20 protein-coding genes are annotated in these 20,448 nt (G+C 48.6%); 9 read left to right on the top strand and 11 right to left on the bottom strand.

All coding sequences use genetic code 11. The features are described 5' to 3' along the window. Window positions 1–47: 47 nt before the first annotated feature. The 9 genes from GCU44_RS17475 to GCU44_RS17435 form a co-directional block, all read right to left on the bottom strand. Window positions 48–1,439 carry a sodium-dependent transporter gene (locus GCU44_RS17475; RefSeq protein ID WP_154858143.1) on the bottom strand — a complete coding sequence of 464 codons (1,392 nt, stop codon included), beginning with the start codon at window positions 1,437–1,439 and terminating at the stop codon, window positions 48–50. Window positions 1,440–1,479: 40 nt separating this feature from the next. After that, the gene (locus GCU44_RS17470; protein ID WP_154858141.1) at window positions 1,480–2,427 is read right to left on the bottom strand and encodes an SDR family oxidoreductase; all 948 of its coding nucleotides are present in this window, start codon (window positions 2,425–2,427) and stop codon (window positions 1,480–1,482) included. Beyond that, entirely contained in the window at window positions 2,402–3,253 is an 852-nt protein-coding gene (locus GCU44_RS17465) for a peptidylprolyl isomerase (RefSeq protein WP_092177832.1), read from the bottom strand. The genes GCU44_RS17470 and GCU44_RS17465 overlap by 26 nt, the downstream gene beginning before the upstream one ends. Then, the gene (hemC, locus tag GCU44_RS17460) at window positions 3,246–4,184 is read right to left on the bottom strand and encodes a hydroxymethylbilane synthase (protein WP_174238268.1); all 939 of its coding nucleotides are present in this window, start codon (window positions 4,182–4,184) and stop codon (window positions 3,246–3,248) included. Before hemC ends, GCU44_RS17465 begins: the two co-directional genes overlap by 8 nt. After that, complete coding sequence (gene rimK / locus GCU44_RS17455) at window positions 4,184–5,092, bottom strand: 30S ribosomal protein S6--L-glutamate ligase (RefSeq protein WP_154858137.1); 909 nt, start codon at window positions 5,090–5,092, stop codon at window positions 4,184–4,186. Before rimK ends, hemC begins: the two co-directional genes overlap by 1 nt. Next, window positions 5,089–5,535 (bottom strand): ATP-dependent zinc protease family protein, encoded by a 447-nt coding sequence (locus GCU44_RS17450; protein WP_154858135.1) that lies wholly within the window; start codon window positions 5,533–5,535, stop codon window positions 5,089–5,091. Before GCU44_RS17450 ends, rimK begins: the two co-directional genes overlap by 4 nt. 57 nt (window positions 5,536–5,592) lie before the next feature. After that, the gene (locus tag GCU44_RS17445; protein WP_154858133.1) at window positions 5,593–6,738 is read right to left on the bottom strand and encodes a DNA polymerase III subunit; all 1,146 of its coding nucleotides are present in this window, start codon (window positions 6,736–6,738) and stop codon (window positions 5,593–5,595) included. An 11-nt stretch (window positions 6,739–6,749) separates the two neighbouring features. Next, window positions 6,750–7,952 carry a GlmU family protein gene (locus GCU44_RS17440; protein ID WP_154858131.1) on the bottom strand — a complete coding sequence of 401 codons (1,203 nt, stop codon included), beginning with the start codon at window positions 7,950–7,952 and terminating at the stop codon, window positions 6,750–6,752. A gap of 72 nt (window positions 7,953–8,024) precedes the next feature. After that, window positions 8,025–8,270, bottom strand: coding sequence for a type B 50S ribosomal protein L31 (locus GCU44_RS17435; protein ID WP_092177842.1), 246 nt, complete (start codon window positions 8,268–8,270; stop codon window positions 8,025–8,027). A 209-nt stretch (window positions 8,271–8,479) separates the two neighbouring features. On the opposite strand from GCU44_RS17435, the gene GCU44_RS17430 reads away from it, so the two are divergent. From GCU44_RS17430 to GCU44_RS17410, 5 genes are all read left to right on the top strand, one after another. Continuing rightward, on the top strand, window positions 8,480–10,150 hold the full coding sequence (locus GCU44_RS17430) for a hypothetical protein (RefSeq protein ID WP_154858129.1): 1,671 nt from the start codon (window positions 8,480–8,482) through the stop codon (window positions 10,148–10,150). A 72-nt stretch (window positions 10,151–10,222) separates the two neighbouring features. Beyond that, window positions 10,223–12,055 (top strand): ABC transporter ATP-binding protein, encoded by a 1,833-nt coding sequence (locus tag GCU44_RS17425; protein WP_154858126.1) that lies wholly within the window; start codon window positions 10,223–10,225, stop codon window positions 12,053–12,055. A gap of 34 nt (window positions 12,056–12,089) precedes the next feature. After that, on the top strand, window positions 12,090–12,443 hold the full coding sequence (locus GCU44_RS17420) for a hypothetical protein (RefSeq protein ID WP_092177847.1): 354 nt from the start codon (window positions 12,090–12,092) through the stop codon (window positions 12,441–12,443). 51 nt (window positions 12,444–12,494) lie between these two features. Then, entirely contained in the window at window positions 12,495–14,033 is a 1,539-nt protein-coding gene (locus GCU44_RS17415; RefSeq protein ID WP_154858124.1) for a YifB family Mg chelatase-like AAA ATPase, read from the top strand. Between the two features lie 141 nt (window positions 14,034–14,174). Then, window positions 14,175–14,627 carry a bactofilin family protein gene (locus tag GCU44_RS17410; RefSeq protein WP_154858122.1) on the top strand — a complete coding sequence of 151 codons (453 nt, stop codon included), beginning with the start codon at window positions 14,175–14,177 and terminating at the stop codon, window positions 14,625–14,627. Window positions 14,628–14,634: 7 nt separating this feature from the next. Here GCU44_RS17410 and GCU44_RS17405 read toward each other — a convergent pair whose 3' ends face one another. Continuing rightward, on the bottom strand, window positions 14,635–15,744 hold the full coding sequence (locus tag GCU44_RS17405; protein WP_154858120.1) for a trans-sulfuration enzyme family protein: 1,110 nt from the start codon (window positions 15,742–15,744) through the stop codon (window positions 14,635–14,637). 57 nt (window positions 15,745–15,801) lie between these two features. Beyond that, window positions 15,802–16,299: a DUF4293 domain-containing protein gene (locus GCU44_RS17400; RefSeq protein WP_317175345.1), complete on the bottom strand. Its 498-nt coding sequence runs from the start codon at window positions 16,297–16,299 to the stop codon at window positions 15,802–15,804. Window positions 16,300–16,382: 83 nt separating this feature from the next. Between GCU44_RS17400 and truA the strand changes: the two genes are divergently transcribed. From truA to GCU44_RS17380, 4 genes are all read left to right on the top strand, one after another. Continuing rightward, window positions 16,383–17,138 (top strand): tRNA pseudouridine(38-40) synthase TruA, encoded by a 756-nt coding sequence (gene truA / locus GCU44_RS17395; RefSeq protein WP_154858118.1) that lies wholly within the window; start codon window positions 16,383–16,385, stop codon window positions 17,136–17,138. Window positions 17,139–17,150: 12 nt separating this feature from the next. Continuing rightward, on the top strand, window positions 17,151–18,926 hold the full coding sequence (locus GCU44_RS17390) for an ABC transporter ATP-binding protein (protein WP_092177859.1): 1,776 nt from the start codon (window positions 17,151–17,153) through the stop codon (window positions 18,924–18,926). A gap of 102 nt (window positions 18,927–19,028) precedes the next feature. Beyond that, the gene (locus GCU44_RS17385) at window positions 19,029–19,622 is read left to right on the top strand and encodes a hypothetical protein (protein ID WP_154858116.1); all 594 of its coding nucleotides are present in this window, start codon (window positions 19,029–19,031) and stop codon (window positions 19,620–19,622) included. Further along, window positions 19,619–20,140 (top strand): hypothetical protein, encoded by a 522-nt coding sequence (locus GCU44_RS17380; RefSeq protein ID WP_154858114.1) that lies wholly within the window; start codon window positions 19,619–19,621, stop codon window positions 20,138–20,140. Before GCU44_RS17385 ends, GCU44_RS17380 begins: the two co-directional genes overlap by 4 nt. The last annotated feature ends 308 nt before the right edge of the window (window positions 20,141–20,448 follow it).

Raw genomic sequence — 20,448 nt, 5'->3', positions numbered from 1 at the left:
TTGGCTGCCGCTTTTTGGTAACAAGGGGCTGATCCCTTCCTGCGGAGTTACCCACCTTCTCCCGGTTCACCAAATATACCGATCATATTTAGTAGCACCAGCAGGATTACCACCGGGCAAATCCACCGGATAAAGAATATCCAGGCTTTTTTTGGGAATCCGTTGAATGAACTCGATCCCATTGCCAATTCCGATGCATATTCTTTTACGTTTTTGATCCATCCGGTGTACAGACTAAGCATGAGGCAAATGACTACGATAGCAAGGGTTCCAAAGAAGAAATCCATCATGTCGAAAAAACCGGCAATTTGTCTCCCAAAAAAATTGAATCCCAGGTTGTTAAAGAAATTTCCCTTAACAGCGGCCAAGGAAGAGGGAATACTCAATACCATGGCGGCCAGCCCGATGGTCCAGGTGGCTTTTTTTCGGGACCATTTTCTTTCGTCAATGAAATAGGCTACCGGGACTTCCAACATGGAAATACTAGAGGTGAGCGCTGCGACGAGCAAAAGCAGAAAAAATAAGCCACCAATGATGTTTCCGAAGGGTTCGATCTGATCAAAAACCCGGGGCAAGACGTTAAAAACCAAGGCAGGCCCCTCGTCCGGGCTTACGCCGGGGAGCAGTGCAAACAAAGCCGGGAAAATCATCAAGCCCCCCATCAGGGCTACCATGCTATCCATTCCAGCAATCCACCCAGAAGATTGTATGACGTTACTGTCCCGGGGTAGGTAAGATCCAAAGGTAATCATCAGTCCCCAGCCGACCGACAGACTAAAAAAAGCTTGCCCCAATGCGGATAGAATTACTTTGCCATTGATCTTCGAAAAATCAGGGGACAGGTAGTATTCGATGCCCGCCCCGGCCCCAGGGAGTGTTACCGAGCGCGCCGCAATGAGCAAAATGATCAGAAATAAAACCGGCATCAGAAACTTGGCTGCTTTCTCAATGCCTCCCGATATGCCTCCCAATACGACAAAAATGGTCAGTAGAATAAAGAGCATGCAAAGGGGAATGACGTATGCGGGGGTCTGGACAAAATCCTCAAAATCCACCGGGATATTTATCAGTTCGGTAAATATATAACCGATGGTCCAGCCTGCGATGACCGAGTAATAACTCAATACTGCAAAACAAACCATCACGCAAAGCACACCTGCAGACTGCCAGAAATGGTTACCTCCGGTTTCTTTGATTGCACCCACTGGGTTTTTTCCTGATTTCCTGCCCAGGGCAATTTCATTGAGTAGTAACGGGAGACCAATGAGCAAAACACAGAGAACGTAAACAAAGACGAATGCTCCACCGCCATTTTGACCGGTAATGTAAGGAAAGCGCCATATGTTGCCCAGTCCTACGGCCGAGCCGCCCGCAGCCATAATAAAACCAAAGGTGGATCCCCATTGCCCTCTAGCGGAGCGACTGACAGATTTTTGCATACTGGTGGTTGCGTTGATTGGTGATTAATTAAAGAATTTGTTAGGCTTTGTAATCGGCTAATTTAATTTGTTTTGCTAAAATACCAATTCCTTCTTCAAAACTTTTCGGCTGAAATCCTAAAGTTTCCTTCGCTTTGGTAATGATAAGTCCCGTTCGCAGGGGTCTAGCGGCCACCTGCCCAAAGTGACGCGAATCGGTCTTTTTAATCCCTTTGCTGTCCAGTCCGAAGAATTTTGCCGTCATCATGGCCATGTCGTAGGGTGTCAACAGTTCTTCTCCTGAAATATTGAAGACGCCCGTCGCCATCTTATCGGCTACCAGTAGGCAGCCTTCAGCCAAATCCTCCGCAAGGGTAGGCGTTCGGAATTGGTCATCGACCAATTCCAGTTCCTTCTGCTGTTCCAGTCCTTTTTTTACCCAAAGAATGATGTTCGAACGGCTCATGTCATGAGCCGTACCGTATACCAGATTGGTACGAATGATGGACCAATCAAAGGGGTATTCCCGGACGAGATTCTCCGTGTCCAGCTTGGTTTTTCCGTAGTAATTTAGTGGGTTGGGAAGGTCCTCCTCGTCGTAAGGACCGTTTTTTCCGTCAAATATGAAGTCGGTTGATATAAATATCAGGTGTGATTTACAAGCCTTGCTGCCCTTTAGAATGTTTTGGGTGCCGGTAACGTTTTGTTCAAAACAACTGTGCCGGTTCACTTCGCAGCGGTCCACATCCGTCATGGATGCGGCATGAATGACTACCTGGGGTGCGTATACCCGAAACACGTCCATTACTTCCTTTTCGTTGGTAATGTCCATTTGTTCGAAATCGTATCCTTCCCACTCTCCAGGGAGTCTGCAGGCACCCCTGCCGGTGGCAATGGCATCGTATTTCCCGTCAATAAGGATTTTTTTAACTATTTTCTGGCCCAACAATCCATTCGCTCCCGTGATTAGTACTTTTGGCCTTTCACTCTTCAGGATATGTATATCCATATTCTTCCGTAATTTTCTTCTTAGCAACTAATTCGACATCTACATGTATGTAAACAGGAGTAATAGGTTTGTTATTTTGGTCCGTTTCCAAACGGGAAATTTTCTCGATTACTTCCAGACCGTGTATTACCCTGCCAAAAACCGTGTAGGTATCGTCCAAATGCGGAGTTCCTCCCACCGTAGTATAGGCCTGAATTTGGTTTTCCCTTCTGCTTAATCCCAAATTTACATTAAAAAATTGTTCCAGCACTACTTTTTTTGAAAGCATTAGGGCATTTAAACTGTCAATTTCCTGTTTTGCGTATAATCTACGGTAGGTTTCCTTTAATCCCACGTTGCTTTCCAGTTGCATGTATTGGAAAAATACCTGTTGAAGTTTGTTCATATCGGTGGTCAATGGGGCCTCTTCGTAAACCCGCCCCTCGACGACGTAAAACTGGCAACCACTGGATCTTCTTTCCGGATTCATCTGATCTCCTTGCCGCGCTGCCGCCAGGCTTCCCCTTTCGTGGATGAGGTCCGGGTGAAACTCTGCCGGTAGCGTATACCATTCCTCCTGTGGTAAGTCTTCTTTGCTGAACACGTCACCTCCCTGTATCATGAAATCAGGGATAATCCGGTGAAATTCCGTGGAATCGTACCTTCCGGATTCAGCCAACCTGATAAAATTTTCTTTGTGAGCCGGAGTCTCTTCGTATAGGATGGCGTACATGGTGCCGTGCTCCGTAGACAGGGTGACCAGGTGATCTTTTTCACTGGCACAGGAACTGCCGAGTAGCAGCACACCGATCAGAAAAATTCCAGTACTAGTCGACAGCTTACTCATCAATGCTTTGTTTGATTTCCTTTAATAATCTATCTCCACCCTTTTTTAGGATGCTTTCGGCTAACTTGATCCCCAGGGAATGGGCTTCTTTTTCGTTTCCCTGAAAAGAGTCGTACAGCCTTTCTTTACCCTCTAGCTGCATCAAGCCACCGCGTAAGTGAACGACATCTCCTTTCCACTCGGCCAGGGCAAAGGCGGGAATGCTGCAGCCCCCTTCCAGTACCCGCAGAAAACTCCGTTCGGCTTCCAGGCAAACGGCCGTGGCAGGATCGTTGACTGCCTGCTGAATGGCCTCTTTTAGGGGGCCGGCCAGGCTGCTGTGTGCCTCCACACCGATGCAACCCTGCCCTACCGCCGGAATGAATTCTTCCAGGGACAGCTCCTTTCGGATCAAGGTGTCGTAGCCCATGCGGTGAACTCCCGCATAAGCCAATAATAGCCCATCACAAACCCCTCGTTCCATTTTGGCGATGCGTGTCTGTAGGTTTCCCCGAATATCGGTGGTGCGTACCTGTGGGTAATAGTAGGCAAGGGTAGCGATTCTCCGGGTAGAGGAGGTGCCTAGCAGTAGGGGCTTTTTGGTCGTTTCCAGGGCTGGAAAATCCTTTTTGTGGCTAATGATCACATCGTTTACTTTTTCTCGTTCTGTAAATGCGATGATGTCAAAACCCTCAGGCAGCCGCGAGGGTAGATCTTTTGCGCTATGTACGGCGATATCCACGTTCCTTTCGGCTAGTTGGTTTTCCAATTCTTCCGTAAATACTCCCTTGCTGCCGATTTTGGATATGGCCACATCCAGGACCTGATCTCCTTTGGTTGCTATAATTACGATTTCGGTTGCCAGGCCCCTGGCATGAAGCAGTGCGGCTACATGGTGCGCCTGAAACAATGCCAGTTTGCTTCCCCTCGTTCCTATTCGTATGGGTTTCATTATTGGTCTGATTTTCGTTTGTTGGTCTTTTTGTCGACGGAAGTCTCAATGAAAGACACGATCTTGCCGGCAATATCTATTCCGGTAGCTTTTTCAATGCCTTCCAATCCCGGGGAACTGTTTACTTCCAGGATCAGCGGCCCTCTGTCCGACTGGAGCATGTCCACACCGGCAACGGATAGTCCGAGCGCTTTGGCAGCATTCAGTGCGGCCGATTTTTCCAGTTTGCTCAGCCGGATTACTTCGGCCTTTCCACCCCGATGCAGGTTGGATCGGAACTCTCCTTCGGCCCCTTGCCGCTTCATCGCTCCCACCACGCGGTTATTCACGATAAACGCCCGGATATCCGCACCCCTGGCTTCCTTGATAAATTCCTGTACAATGATTCGTGCCTTCAAGCCGTGAAAGGCCTCTATGACGGACTGTCCTGCCTTTTTGGTCTCTGCAAGCACGACCCCTAACCCTTGGGTACCTTCCAGGAGTTTGATAATGAGGGGTGCTCCGCCGATCATTTCCACCAGTTGCTTTTCGCCTCCTTTCGAAAAGTTTGTGAAAGCCGTCTTTGGCATGCCGAGCCCTTCCCGGGAAAGAATCTGTAACGATCTCAGCTTATCCCTGCTACGCACGATCGCTTGAGATTCTACAGCAGAAAACACACCCATCAACTCAAATTGACGCACCACCGCCGTGCCGTAGAAAGTGACCGAAGCGCCTATCCGGGGGATTATGGCGTCGATTCCAATAAGTTTTTCTCCTTTATAGAGGATATAGGGACCATTTTGTTCGATGATCAGATCACAGGTGGAGTGATCAATCACCATGGGTTGGTGTCCCGCTTCCCGAATTGCTTGCACCAATCGCTTGGTTGAATACAAATGGGGGTTTCTTGATAGAACTGCTATTTTCATGGTTGATTGTTAATTATAGGTTCCCCCGCCAGATACATTTTTGCTACATCTACTAAGAAGCGGTTTTTCAGCATCTTTCTGCCCAATAAAACCGCATGTTTCATTTTTGACCGTTCCGATAACGTAAATGCGACCGGGATCGATTGTCTTCCAAGTGTCAGCCGGGTGTGCACCAAAAACCGCTTTTCCATTTGCCCAAATGAGTTTCGTACATTCTTTACACGATAATTGGCGGTACGAATTTTATTTCCTGAATAGGCCGGATCAGACGGAGAAAGCAAAACAAATTCTAGGATAGGCTGTCCCTGATCCACCTGCTCGACCACTGAATCCACATGAATGGCGCAGTTATACGCACCCGTGTCTACTTTGGCAATGATTTTTTCAATCGACCAACCGGGTAACGCTACTAGTTCTTTTCTACCTATTGTAGATTTTTCCATCGTTTCAAAGGTAAGTTTTTCCCGTCGTAATAAAGCCCGGGATCCGAGGATTCTACATCAACCCGCTTTAATAATTCGGGCTAGTGAGAATGCCAAATCCAGAAAAAGAATTTTCGCATTGGCATTCCGTTCAATGTGGTAATGTGCTTCGTTCAAGAGTGTATATAGTTTGGAAAGCTTCTCATCGGTAAGTACCGAACTGGAAAATTTGACGATAAACTCCCGGTCTGCTTCATCGGTCCGCATGAGCTCTGGCACCTGCGCACGATTCAAAAGGGATTCCCGGATTACATTGACTCCGGTCAAAAGCAAGGATTTTTGCGCCTCCTTGCCGGTAAAACTTAGCTGCTCGGAAAAACGAAGCAAGGCCGGGATATCCACGGCATAGCAATCGCGTAGCCAATCTCTGAAAAGAAGGGTGTTTTTATCGGCCACGTTCTGAGAAAGCTGGATGGCTTCCCGTAGATTTCCGTCAGCCAGCGGAGCAATTTGCTGGGCAGCCACTGTGCTGGAAAGGCCGGATCGGATCAGGTAGTTTTGCACCTCTTCGTCCGAGAAACTTCTCACATGGATTTTTTGTGTGCGAGACAATATGGTGGTCAGCAGGGTTTCGGGGTGCTGACTTACCATCAAAAAGAGGGTTTTGGCCGGAGGTTCCTCCAGAATCTTCAGCAAGGCATTGGCTGCGGAGGGGTGCATCGTTTCCGGTGCCCAGATCAGCATCATTTTATACCCCCCTTCAAACGATTTTAGCGAGAGGGTTTTTACGATTTGTCGGGCGGCATTTTTGGAAATGCTGAGTGGCTTTTTGCTACCCAAATGTGCATTCCAATCCGGGAAATTGCCGTAGGTTTTTTCTCGAACAAACGAACGCCAGGATGCAAGGTGATCGACTTTATCCTCGTTCGCATCGGCCTCTTTTTCCTTTTCTTTGCTTTTGGGAGGCGCCGGAAGAGGCATGACAAAATTGAGATCGGGGTGAATCAATTTTTCCATTTTCAGACAAGAGGGGCATGTCCCACAAGAATCAGATTCGCCCGGTTGTGTGCAGTTCACGTACGTGGCCAATGCGAGAGCCAGGGAAAGGGTAGGACTACCCTCTTTTCCATGAAAAAGGAGCGCATGCGCCAGGTGGTCCTTTTTTATGGCATTGACTAGTTTTCCCTTGGTTTCCTCAAGCCCTGGAATGGATGAAAAAAGCATGTTTTTTTCGTTTAAAATTCCTTGTCCCAAATCCGGTATGGGCGGGTGAGTTCAAATACGCGTTGAAGTATGGCCCGCTCCTTGTCGTCAAACTCTTTGCCTTTGAAGGCCATGGCTTTCTGGGCGGTTTCTTCAAACCGCATCAGCTTGAAGGTGCTGAATCCCGCTGCCCCACCCCAGGCAAACGAAGAAACAAACTTTCTGGGAAATCCCTCACCAAACAAATTGGAGCCCACACCGATTACCGTTCCGGTATTCAGGGTAGTACCGATTCCTAGCTTTACATGATCTGCGATCATGGATCCGCAAAACTGAAGTCCCGTGTCGCTGAATCCGCCTTTGGTATAGTCCCAGACTTTGACCGGCATGTGATTGTTCTTGAGGTTGGAAACCACCGTATTTGCTCCAAAGTTACACCATTCTCCCACCACACTGTTGCCCATGTAGCCGTCGTGCGCCTTATTGCTGTTTCCCATGAATACCACATTGGAAACTTCTCCCCCAACTTTGCACCCGGGGCCAATGGTCGTGTTTTCCCTAATCTTCGCTCCCATGGCAAGCGTCGCGCCCTCACACAGGGCAAAGGGCCCCCTCACCAGGGATCCTTCCATGATCTCCGTGTTTTTCCCAATGTAGATTGGGCCGTTCGTCGCATTCAATACCGCCGCCCTGATTTTAGCTCCCTTTTCGATGAAAATATCCGGTTCCCGGTACAGGTGGGTGTGGGGATCGTCGGTACCCCAGGAAACCCTTCGTCTGGTCAATAAATCAAAATCCTGCCGAATTTCGTTTCCATTCCATTGAAATATCTGCCAGTTTCTACCGAGAATACGAATATCTTTTTCGAAAACGACCTTTTTTTTACTAGGAAGGTGGTCGGGTTGGAATTGCTCCGGCTTTTCCAAAAAGGTGGCCAACAGCGTTTCCTGATGCCAAAGGGATTCGTTCTCCTTCAGCGCCCCCACCGCTTCCAACAATTCCCCGGTGGGACAAAGCGCCCCGTTGATGTACAAGGAAGGGCCCGGTACTGGGGGAAACTTGCCCTGCAGGTATTCCTGCGTCAGGTAGCCGACCTGGCTTGCCTGCAAATGCTCCTGCCACTTTTCACCGATCGTGAGGATACCGATTCGAATCGCTGCCACCGGACGGGTAAACGTAAAAGGCAAAAGGTTGCCCCGAATCCGGGGGTCATCGAACATCATGAGCTGGTCCATGTCACAAAAATAAAAAAGTCTACCGGAATACACCTCCCGGTAGACTTAATCTCAGGCGATATCCTGAAATAATTATTTTTTCTTGTACCTTCTGTTGAACTTCTCCACGCGTCCTGCGGTGTCGAGTAGCATTTTCTTACCTGTGTAGAAAGGATGTGAAGCGGAACTTACTTCCACTTTTACCAAAGGATAATCCTTGCCATCTTCCCATGTAATGGTATCGCTGGTCTCTATGGTGGATTTGGTCATGAATTTATGCTCGCTGGAAGTGTCTAAGAATACCACTTCTCTGTAATTGGGATGAATTTCTTTTTTCATTGTATGGCCTGTTATTTTCTTCGTCTTCAAATAGAGGCACAAATTTACCCTTTTTTATAATTTTCTCCAAAACATTCCCTTTCAAATATAAAATACTTCCTTAATTTTAAGGCGCATCTGAACGGTAAGTCCCGGCTGTCGGGTTTCAGAAACCTTGGTTGAAAGGGTAACTCCGCCAAAAGCGGGCAGCTAACAAAACAATTTTTCCTATGAGGTCGCTTTTTTTTTATTTTCTTGTACTACTTTTTCAAGTCCCCGCAACGTGGGCACAAAGCCCCCAGTTGGTATACGACAGGGAGTATTTCCAACTCATCGAACGGCTAGAGATCCGTCAAGGGTTTTTTACCGAATCCTTTCATACCGGGGTCAAGCCGTTTGGTAGAAAAGCTGTCGTCCGGTTTCTGGACGGATACAAAGAAGCCCATCCATCCCTTTCCCAATCCGACGCTTTCAATCTGAATTACCTGCTGCGAGACAGTTGGGAACACACTACCGACACCTTGGAGCTGCTGCCGCAGCAAAAAAGACGACGGTTTTACCAGCATCCCGCGGATTTTTATGCGTACAAGGATGAGGTATGGGACGTTCACGTCAATCCGGTACTGCATTTTCAGGGAGGGGTGGAAACCGACGAAGCAGACCTGCGTTTTCGGAATACCCGGGGACTTACCCTGCGAGGCAGCATTGATAATAAAATTGGGTTTTATACGCTGCTTTCGACTACGGACCTGGTTTTTCCCTCCTGGATCAATGGCTACGTCCAACAGCACGGAGCGATACCCGGCCAGGGTTTTTGGAAGCGATACGGAGACAATGGATACAGTTTCTTTTCTGCCCGCGGCCATATCAACTTTCGGGCTACACGGCATATTCAGATGCAATTCGGTCACGATAGTCACTTTATCGGGCAGGGGATTCGGTCCTTCGTGCTGTCTGATTTTTCCAACCCCTTTGTATTTGTGAAAATAAATACCCGGATTGGGCCGGTAAACTTTACCAACCTATGGGGGCAGCTCACCGCAGATATCCTGACAGACCGCGGCGTTCCTACAGATGGACGGTATCCGCAAAAATGGTTTTCCTTTCACCGGCTGGGTGTAAACCTGGGAAAACGATTCAATCTGGGACTGTACGAGTCGGTGATGGCAAACCGCATGGACTGGAACTACCTCAATCCCCTCGTGTTTTATCGCTGGGTAGAGCATCAATTAGGTACGCCCGATAAAGTCATGCTGGGAACCGATTTCAAGTGGCACCCCCTAAAGGGCCTACAGGTCTACGGGCAATTTGTATTGGATGAGTTTGTATTCAATGAGTTTTTTGGGATTTCCGGTAAAGGATCGAGCCGTAACAAACACGGTTTTCAACTTGGCATACATCATGTGGAAGTCGCGGGCATTCCGAACCTGGATGTGCAGGTGGAGTACAACCATGCACGCCCCTACACCTTTCAGGAAAAGTTCGATTACCAATCCTACACCAATTACCGCATCCCGCTTACCCATCCTCGTGGCGCCAATTTTCGGGAACTCCTTGTTCAAAGTCGGTTTCAACCCCTACCGAAACTAACGCTGCATGCGACCGCACTCTACCAAATGCACGGAAAGGACCCGGTCTCCTCGGCTAACTTCGGAGGAGATATTTTAAAGAACCGGGTGGAAAACAGCACGTCGCTGTTTGGTAATTTTATCGGACAGGGGGAAAAAACACAGGTCTACATGGGGACGATTCGTGCATCCTACATGCTCCACCATAATGTGTTTCTTGATTTTTCCCAAACGTTACGCAGGGATTCTGGAGAAGCAGTTTCGACCCGAACCAAAGCCTTTTCTCAGGCGGGCTTGCGGCTGAACACCGCCTGGTTTGATCCGCACTTTTGACCGGAACAGCTTCGGGGAACCGTGATTCGCCCGAAAAAATTGTAAATTACAGCCCTGAATCAGCCAAACCCTATGGAAACGTATCTGCGTATACTTGCCTATGCCCGGCCTTACCGAAGGTATTTCCCTCAATACGTGTTGTTTGCCTTTCTGGCTATCGTTTTCGGATTGTTGAACTTCACCTTGCTGAAGCCACTTTTTGATGTGATTTTCGAGCAGGTGGGCCCCGAGGAATTGGAAGCCTACCGCGAAGCACCCGAATTTTCGTTCACGGTAAACTATTTCCTGAACCTTTTTAACCATTATTTTCTCGAGATTGCCACGGCCTATGGGAAATTTGGAACCCTGGTATACGTGTGTGTCATTATTGTCATTTCGGTCTTTTTGAGTAATCTGTTTGCGTATTTATCCGGGGTAGTTTTAGCCAAGGTACGTGCGGATATCATTCAGGGAATGCGTATTCGGATTTTTAATGCAGTCAGCAGCATGCATTTGGGGTACTTTTCTACCGAACGAAAGGGGGATTTAATATCCAAGATGACCAACGATATACAGGAAGTAGAAAACAGCATCGTGCAGTCCCTTCGGGTGATTTTTAAAGAACCGGTGACGGTGATCCTGTATTTTGCGGTGTTGTTTTTTATGTCGGTACAGCTCACACTTTTTACCATTTTGCTCATACCGGTGTCGGGTGCAATCATCGGCTACGTGACCAAGCGACTAAAGAAGACGGCAGAGCAAAGCCAGGAATCCCTGGGAAGGATCGTTACCATTCTGGATGAAACCATTGGGGGCATGCGGGTGGTGAAGGCCTTTGGGGGGCGGAAATTTGTACAGGATAAATTTGCAGAAGAGACCGATTATTATGCCCGGGTGAATGTATCCATGGCAAGAAAATACGAACTGGCCTCGCCGATCAGCCAATTCCTCGGTGTTACCGTCGTCGCCGGGATTCTTCTCTACGGGGGAAACTTGGTCTTAACCAATACCTCCAGTCTCAGTGCCAGTGAATTTATCGCGTACATCATTTTGTTTACCCAAGTGTTGAACCCGGCCAAGGAAATTTCCCGCGCAGTCAGCAGCATTCAACGGGGATTGGCCTCCGCGCGCAGGATTTTCGAAGTGGTAGATGCCAAACCCCTGATTCAGGAAATCGGTCAGCCGCGTCGCCTGCCACAGTTTACGGATCGGGTGGTTTTTGCGAATGTAGGCTTTGCCTACGAGGAAACTCCCGTACTGGAAGGGATCAATTTTGAACTAACCAAAGGAAAGACCATCGCCCTGGTAGGTCCGTCCGGAGGGGGGAAGTCCACCCTTGCCGATCTATTGCCCCGGTTTTACGACCCGACAGAGGGGCTGATCACAATTGATGGCCATGATATCAAAACCCTGAAGATCGCTGACCTGCGGCAACTCATGGGAATTGTCACCCAGGAATCCATTCTTTTCAACGACACCGTGTATCATAACATCGCCTTTGGCATGGAGGGGGCTTCGCAGGAAGCGGTAGAAAAAGCGGCCAGAATTGCCAATGCCCATGAATTTATTACAAAACTGGAGGAGGGATACCAGACCAATATTGGCGAACGAGGTACCAAATTGTCCGGAGGACAGCGGCAGCGCCTGAGTATCGCACGGGCTGTTTTAAAAAACCCTGCCATTCTCATTCTGGACGAAGCTACGTCGGCATTGGACTCGGCTTCAGAGCGACTGGTGCAGGAAGCACTGGCCAACCTGATGGCCAATCGCACCTCCCTGGTCATTGCACATAGACTGAGTACCATTCAGCATGCGGATGAAATCCTGGTCATCGAAGGAGGCAGGATTGCTGAACGCGGCACACATACCGATTTAATGGAAATGAACGGATTGTACAAGAAACTTTCCCAAATGCAGTCAGTTTAGTATATTGTGGTAGCATTCCCTAAGATAGACCCTTATGAAAAAATTGACGAATATCTTTCAACTAGTAACCGCTTTGTTTTTTGGCATCGGACTGGTGTATTTTCTTACCTACGAACGAATGTGGGGAGGGAGTCCGGAGGCAGGGGAGGTGGTGTCCTGGTTACTCGCAGGCCTGGTGTCGTACCTGATTACCTGGGGAGCCGGCTGGGCCCACACGAGCAACTTACAAAGTAAAATTAAAAAAACAGAGCAGGAGAAAAAGGAATTGAAAGCCATGGTTTTCGACCTGGAAAGGGGCGTTAAAATTGAAAAACTGGACAAAAAAATCGAGGATCAACCCGATGACAAAGAAGGTTCCTCCATTAAGCCCAGAGAAAATTTTAAATAGCAGAACGGATCGCGAAAGTACGCCGTTCCGCTTTTCACTCACAGGTTAGGTATGGTAGCTAAAACTTTTGGCAGTGCAGTCTCCGGTGTAGACGCAAAGCTCATCACCATCGAAGTAAATGTAGGTCAGGGGACCAGTTTTTATATGGTAGGACTTCCCGATAGTGCGGTAAAGGAAAGCCAGCAGCGGGTGGAATCTGCATTGAAGTACTATGGCTACCGCATGCCCCGACAAAAAGTGGTCATCAACCTGGCGCCAGCCGATCTTCGAAAGGAAGGATCATCCTACGATTTGCCCATTGCTATGGGGATACTCCAAGCTTCCGAGCAGGTGTTTTTTCCCGAGCTGGAGGAATACCTGATCATGGGCGAACTGTCACTGGACGGAAAGCTCCGAACCATAAAAGGAGTTCTACCTATTGCGATTGAGGCTAGAAAGCGCGGGTTTAAGGGATTTATCCTGCCCAAAGAAAATGCCCAAGAGGCCGCTATTGTTAATAAATTGGATATCATCGGCGTAGAAACCCTACAGGAAGCCATTCATTTTCTGGAAGGGACACAGGAAATTGCCCCGCTGGTCACGGATACACGCAATGTGTTTTTTAACTCATTGGAGGATTATGCCTTTGATTTTGCAGACGTACAGGGCCAAGAAAATATCAAACGCGCCATGGAAATCGCCGCTGCTGGCGGGCACAACGTGATCATGATTGGCCCGCCGGGCGCGGGAAAGACCATGTTGGCAAAAAGACTTCCGTCCATTCTCCCGCCACTTAGTTTGCAGGAGGCGCTGGAAACGACGAAGATCCATTCGGTGGCCGGTAAGCTTGGCGTAGAGGCATCGTTGGTGGCCCAACGTCCCTTTCGTTCACCCCACCATACCATCAGCGATGTGGCTTTGGTGGGCGGGGGAGGAAACCCTCAGCCCGGGGAAATATCCCTGTCCCACAATGGTGTTTTGTTTTTGGACGAATTGCCGGAGTTTAAGCGAACGGTACTGGAAGTGCTCCGTCAGCCTCTGGAGGAGCGAAAAGTGACCATCTCCAGAGCAAAAGTTTCGGTAGATTTTCCTGCCAACTTCATGCTGGTGGCCAGTATGAACCCCTGCCCCTGTGGTTATTACAATCACCCCGAAAAAGAATGTGTTTGTGGTCCCGGAGTCGTCCAAAAGTACCTGAACAAGGTAAGTGGTCCCCTGTTGGATCGCATAGACTTACACGTGGAGGTGACTCCGGTTAATTTTGAAGAAATGACTTCAGAGGGGAAGTCCGAGTCCAGCAAGTCCATCCGGGAGCGTGTTTCCCTGGCCAGAGAAAGACAGCATACCAGGTTTGGGGACAGCCCGGACGTCCATTGCAACGCCATGATGCCTTCCCATACCGTCAAGGAGTTGTGTAAAATCAATCAGGCTGGCAAGGTCTTGTTAAAAACGGCCATGGAACGATTGGGTCTGTCCGCCCGGGCCTATGACCGTATCCTGAAGGTCTCCAGAACCATCGCTGATCTGGCTGGAGCTGAGGAAATACGGGTGGAACACCTGGCCGAAGCCATCCAATACCGAAGCCTGGATAGGGAGGGGTGGGCAGGATAAGACCCGGCGGCTTCATTTCCCCTCGCTGGTTAGGATTTTCGGTCCTCAATTTGTTATATTTGCTTGGTAGCCTGTAGGGTTGTCGCCCAGAAAAACCTCGTTAGCAAATAGAAACAAGCGGTATTAACAGTAGTTGATTTTATGTGGACCAAGGAAAGAAAAATTCAGGAAGAAATGGAAATGGCTAGTGCAACATCGGTTTTTGCTCCAGGATTATCGATCATAGGAGATATAGAGGCCACGAGTGATATCCGGATCGAAGGAGATATTTGTGGCAATGTCGTGACCAAGAAAAAGGTAATTGTAGGTGTTTCGGGAAAAGTAAAGGGAGATATTCACGCCTCCGAAATCTGCGTCATGGGTGAAGTTCTTGGAGATTTGTACATCCAGGGCCTGGCACGTTTTACGGCGGAAGCTACAATGAAGGGTACGGTTTGTTCCGAAAAAATTGGGATCGAAGCCGGTGCAGACGTGGAATTGACCGTGTCTAAGTTCAATAAAGCCGGCGCGACGGAGCGATCCGCCAAATCGCAGAAAGGCAATGATCCAAATACCCCCAGGCGGCCTGTGGAGGAATTAATGAAAATGGATTAGTCGCCCTCTACCGCAATACCTTAAGTCCTTTTTCAAGGTCTTCCAACAGGTCTTCCGTATTCTCAAGGCCTGCAGAGATCCGGATAAGCTGTTCCGGCACGCCCTCCGTCACTCCCTGCACGCGGGATCTTCGTTCAATTAGGCTTTCCACCCCTCCCAGGCTGGTAGCATTGGAGAAATAGGTTAATTCATCGACAAAACGATCCGCATCCCGCGCATTGCCTTTAATCACTACCGAAAGCATGCCTCCATAGCCCTGCATTTGGGCCCGGGCGTTTTTGTGGCCCGGGTGTGTTTCCAGCCCGGGATAGTATACCTTTTCGATAAGGGGATGTTTGCTCAAAAATCGAGCTATTTGGCTGGCATTAGCGGCATGCGCCTTCATGCGATAGGGTAGCGTCTTGATGCTGCGTGTGAGGAAATACGTATCAAAAGGGGAAGGAACGGCTCCAGCCAGTTGTTGTACGGAGCGGATTTTGTCCCAAAAGTCGGTTTTTTTTCCGGTGATCAGTACCCCGCCGATGACATCGCTGTGTCCACCAATGTATTTGGTATTGCTGTGCATGACCAAATCTGCTCCTTCCTCCAGGGGTTGCTGAAAAATTGGGCTGGCAAAGGTGTTGTCACAAACCACGGTAACGTCGTTTTCGTGAGCCAGGTGGCATAGTGTTTTGATAGCCGATATTTTCAGTAGCGGATTGGAAGGACTTTCGATCCACAACAGGTGCGTGGGGGGCTTAATCGCAGCCGCAACCTGTTCGGGCTGGGTCATGTCCACGAAATCCACGTGGATTTTATCAAAAAAAACGGTTTCCAACAAGGATCTCAAACCGTGGTACATATCATCGGGGGCAATCACATGCGCTCCCGCAGGAAGCGCCTGAAATACGGCGTTAGCGGCTGCATTTCCCGAGGAAAATGCAGCAGCATCCACGCCTTTTTCCAGGGCAGCCATGACTTGCTCCAGCGATTTTCTGTTCGGATTTTCCAGCCGGCCGTACAGCATGCTGTTGTCCCGGTGTTCAAAGGTAGTGGAGAGCGTAATCGGTTGGATTACAGGTTTTAGTGCGTCGGTGACGTTGTTTCCTCCATGGATGGCGATGGTTTCTGTTTTCATTGGAGTAGGGGGTTAGGTACTTCACCGGCAAAAGCCCTACCAGGGTTTCGCGGGCGTCTACCGTATTCGGTCCACAGAACGGATCAGCATCTCGTCCTTTCTGATAAATCGGTTGGCGATAAGGTTTACAATTAACGCAAAAATAATGCTGTAAAAGCCGAGCACAAAGGCACCACCGACTGCAGGATTGAACGTCTCGTTTGATGTATAACTGCTATAGACAGCAAGCCCTAGCGTGAAGCCCATTAGCAGGGCATTGATCATGTTCAGCATGAGTTGCCTTTTCCGGTTTTTGAATTGTAGCAGGCTATAGATGGCCAGTGCTGCAGCCAATACAGCCAAAATCCCGATGTACATGTTATTGCTTTCAGAGACAATGGTTTCCTGGGGCAATTCCAGGATGCGTGTATGCCAGGCGGTCATTTCCATGCGTTGGTCTTGGGAAGGACTCACCTGAAGCCAAATTGGCGTGAGCGTTACGGTAATCATGGAAATGGCAACCAGAAAAAGGAAAAGCGATTGGATTCGTTGGATCATGTCAAAGTCTTTTGACAAAGAAAAAGGGTTATTTGAATTTTCGCAAGGAATACGTCAAATCCGCTTTGAAATAGGGGTATATTTTTATCTTTGCACTTGAAATGAGCAAAGGTCACCGGTATTTTATTGAGATTGCCTACGACGGTTCTGCCTATCATGGCTGGCAAATGCAGAAAAATGCTCCTTCCGTGCAGCAGGCGATTCAGGAAGTACTGTCGGTCTTATTTCGAACAGCTGTTTCCATCATGGGGAGTGGCCGGACGGATACTGGCGTACATGCGCGCCAGCAATTTGCCCATTTCGAGGTGCCGGAGGAGATACCAAAGGTAGAGTTTTTAAAGCGGGTCAATGGCATGTTGCCATCAGATATTGCCGTTCATGATTTGTTACCGGTGCAATCGAATGCCCATGCCCGCTTTGATGCCTTGTGGCGCAGCTACGAATACCACATTACCTTTCGCAAAGACCCCTTTCTGCTTGGGAAAGCCTGGCACTGCTATTATGCGTTGGATGCAGAAGCAATGGCGGCGGCGGCGGAATTACTCTTGAGCCATACCGACTTTCAGTGCTTTAGCAAAACAAAGACCGATGTTAAAAGTTTTGATTGTAAAATAAAACGGGTCGGCTGGGAACAAACCGCCCATGGTTTGGTATTTCATATAGAGGCCAATCGATTTTTGCGTGGGATGGTTCGGGCGATCGTTGGTACCCTACTACAAATCGGACGAAAGCAACTGGATTTGGCGGGATTTACCGAGATCATTAGAAGCAAGGATCGGAAACAGGCGGGGAGTGCGGCACCCGCTCAGGGTCTTTACCTAACCGGGGTACGGTATCCGGCAAAAATTTTTATGTAAACTACTGACCAATTGGGACTGGAAAAAGAAAATGTAAAAAGCGGGGATATCATCGACACCAAGGTGTTGAAAAAGCTTTACCAATTTGTTACCCCGTATAAGCCGCGGTTTTACTTTTTGGTTTTGCTAACCTTGTTGTTGGCTGTGCTGGCACCTAGTAGACCGTTATTGATACAGATCGCGGTGGACGATTACGTCGCGATGGGTGATGCCGAGGGATTGCTCCGAATCATGTATTTTTTGCTTGGACTATTGGTACTGCATGCGCTGGTTCAGTTTGGGCACACCTACCTTTCCGGTTGGTTAGGACAGGTGATCATCCGGGACATCCGGATTAAGCTGTACCGACATCTGCTGAAGATGCGGCTCAAATATTTTGACAAAACGCCGATTGGCCGACTGGTGACCCGGAATATTTCTGACGTGGAGACGCTTTCGGATGTATTTAGCCAAGGTCTGGCGGAAATAATCGGTGACTTGCTACAGTTGGTATCCATTCTTGCGGTGATGTTTTATGTGGATTGGAAGTTGACACTGGTAAGTCTGTGTACCCTGCCGCTGCTCGTCGTTTCCACCTATGTCTTCAAAGAAAAAGTCAAAGTTTCCTTCAACGATGTCCGAAACGCTGTATCCAACCTGAATTCTTTTTTGCAAGAGCATATCACGGGCATGAATATCATTCAGGTGTTTAACAGGGAGGAACGCGAATACGAAAAATTCAAAGCCATCAACGAGGAGCACCGCCGGGCGCACCTAAAGTCGGTTTTGTATTATTCCGTCTATTATCCCGTTGCGGAAATCATCCAGGCCATCGGGATTGGTCTGGTAGTTTGGTATGGAGCTACCGGCGTATTTGACCTGCAGATAAAGGTAGGGGTGCTGATCTCCTTTATCATGTACCTGCAATTATTTTTCCGTCCCATCCGAATGATTGCCGATCGGTTTAATACCCTTCAGATGGGAGTGGTGAGTTCTTCCCGGATTTTCACCATTCTTGAAAACAGCGAGCAGATACCAAACGAAGGGAACCATGCCCCTGAAAAAATTAAGGGTAACATTTCATTCGAAAAGGTTTGGTTTGCGTACGATCAGGAGGATTGGGTATTGAAAGACATCAATTTGAACGTCAGGCATGGCGAAACGGTAGCATTGGTCGGAGCAACAGGTGCCGGCAAATCGTCCATCATCAACCTGATCAGCCGGTTTTATGACATCAACAAAGGAGCGATAAAAATTGACGGAACATCCGTTTCTTCCTACGAATTACCTACACTTCGCAAGCACGTTGGGGTGGTACTGCAGGATGTATTTCTCTTTTCGGACACCATTCTCCAAAACATTACCCTGGGGAATCCGGAGATCAGTCGCGAACAGGTGATGCATGCAGCAGAATTGGTGGGTGCGCGTAAGTTTATTGAACGACTGCCCGGAGGGTTGGATTACGATGTAAGGGAAAGAGGGGGCACGCTATCGGTGGGTCAAAGGCAGTTGATTTCATTTGTCAGGGCTATGGTATACGATCCCGAGATCATCATTTTGGACGAGGCCACGTCATCAGTAGATACCGAAACCGAGGAGCTGATACAGGAGGCGATAGAAAAAATGATGGAAGGAAGAACATCAATTATCATCGCCCACCGACTTTCTACCATTCAAAAGGCCAGTAAAATAATTGTGCTTAACAAAGGAGAAATCGTAGAGGAAGGGACCCACGAGGCACTATTGAAGCATGGAGGGTACTATTCCCAGTTGCATCAAATGCAGCTCAAGTCCATGGCGGTTAGTTGACTGGTGCAAGTAGGGAAAAAGTTTGGCGATTGCCCGTAACTTACCGGATGGCTCTGTCGTTTGAAAAGCAATGAATTTGACGCTTCTTATCGTTTTTGATGCATGAAATATTTATTAGTTTGTTTGATCGCTTTTACTGGATTCTCAGCTTTTGCCCAGGAATACGAGCTGGGATTGCGGTTGGGTGAACCGTACGGGATCACGTTTAAAACAGCCTTATTTGATGACTATTCCCTGGAGGCAATCATTGGACGGGGGAGTCCAAACAGTGGGAGTTATTACCGTAGGTCGTTTGAAAACAACCCGCCGTTGAGTTCAGCCATCTACGAAGGGCAACAAGTGGCAGGTGCTTTTTCGGCACAAGCACGGGTGGCCTACGAACAATCACTCAATGCCGAATTTGATATAGCGGAAGGAAATTTAGTCGGCTATGCGGGCGCCGGTGTACAGGTTAGAAGTACTACGGTCACCTATTTTTACCGCACACCTGCTGCCGGCGAGGCGGGTGCGTCCCGTAGCGAATCCCGGAGGAATGCAGACGTTGGTCCGGAGGGGTTTATCGGTTCGGCCTATTATTTTGAGGATGTGCCCTTAGGGATTTTTGCGGAGTTGGGGCTGTTTATGGAACTTCTGGACCGATTTGGCCATCTGAAAGTTCAGGGAGCCATTGGCGCCAGGTATGTATTTGGAAAATGACAAGCAAAAGCAGACGAATACTGGGAGTAGTGGTAGTGCTACTACTTGTAGCTGCCGCCGGGTACCTGTATTTGGGTGGAGCGAGTGAGACAAAAGTGGAGTTGGTTTCGTGCCAGACTCTGGATCTGGTCGGATTGGAATACAGGGGTACTCCCCAAGAAGAGCGACTGGGGCAATATTTTCAGGAGGTAGAGGCGAATAGGGGGGAAGCTCCGCTTTACACCATTTATTTCGAGGAGCCTTCGGGAAAACGGGATACATTGCATGTGTTTGTGGGAATGGCTTCTGGTGAAGGACCTGACCGGTTGCCCACTAGTTGGGCGGAACGCTCATTTGATTGCAGCGAGGCAGTAAAAGCCAGCATGCAGATGCACCGGTGGGTGATGCCTGGGCCGCAACAAACAAAGAAAAAGATGGAGGATTTTGCTTCTGCCCGGGGACGAATGTTGCAGGGGGTCTTTATTGATAAGATTATCGGAAGGAATCATGTGGAGGTGTGGGCCCCGGTTCGAGAATAGTAGTGCGATACGGGCAACCGAACGGATTTTCTGTTTGATTCAAACGGGCGATCAGGAATGGGCATTTGGGCTGTTGGTGAAAAATTGGGCGAGGTACGGGTTTTTCGGGGGAATTACCAAAACTGGTACGGTTTTGGAAAAGGGAAACCAACGTATCTAGTATTTCGCATAAGCATATGAAATGGAGCCTGCCTGATGTAAACGGGCATGACGCAAAAGTCACACACGGGGATCCACCTAGCGGTATCGGGTGATACATTGGGTATTCCTTAGCATACAGGCAGGCATATGGCCTTTACAAAGTAAAT

It is taken from the genome of Cyclobacterium xiamenense (assembly GCF_009467825.1).
Lineage (GTDB): Bacteria > Bacteroidota > Bacteroidia > Cytophagales > Cyclobacteriaceae > Cyclobacterium > Cyclobacterium xiamenense.
The sequence above is the reverse complement of the archived record's forward strand: the minus strand, read 5'-3'. Positions and strand labels throughout refer to the sequence as shown.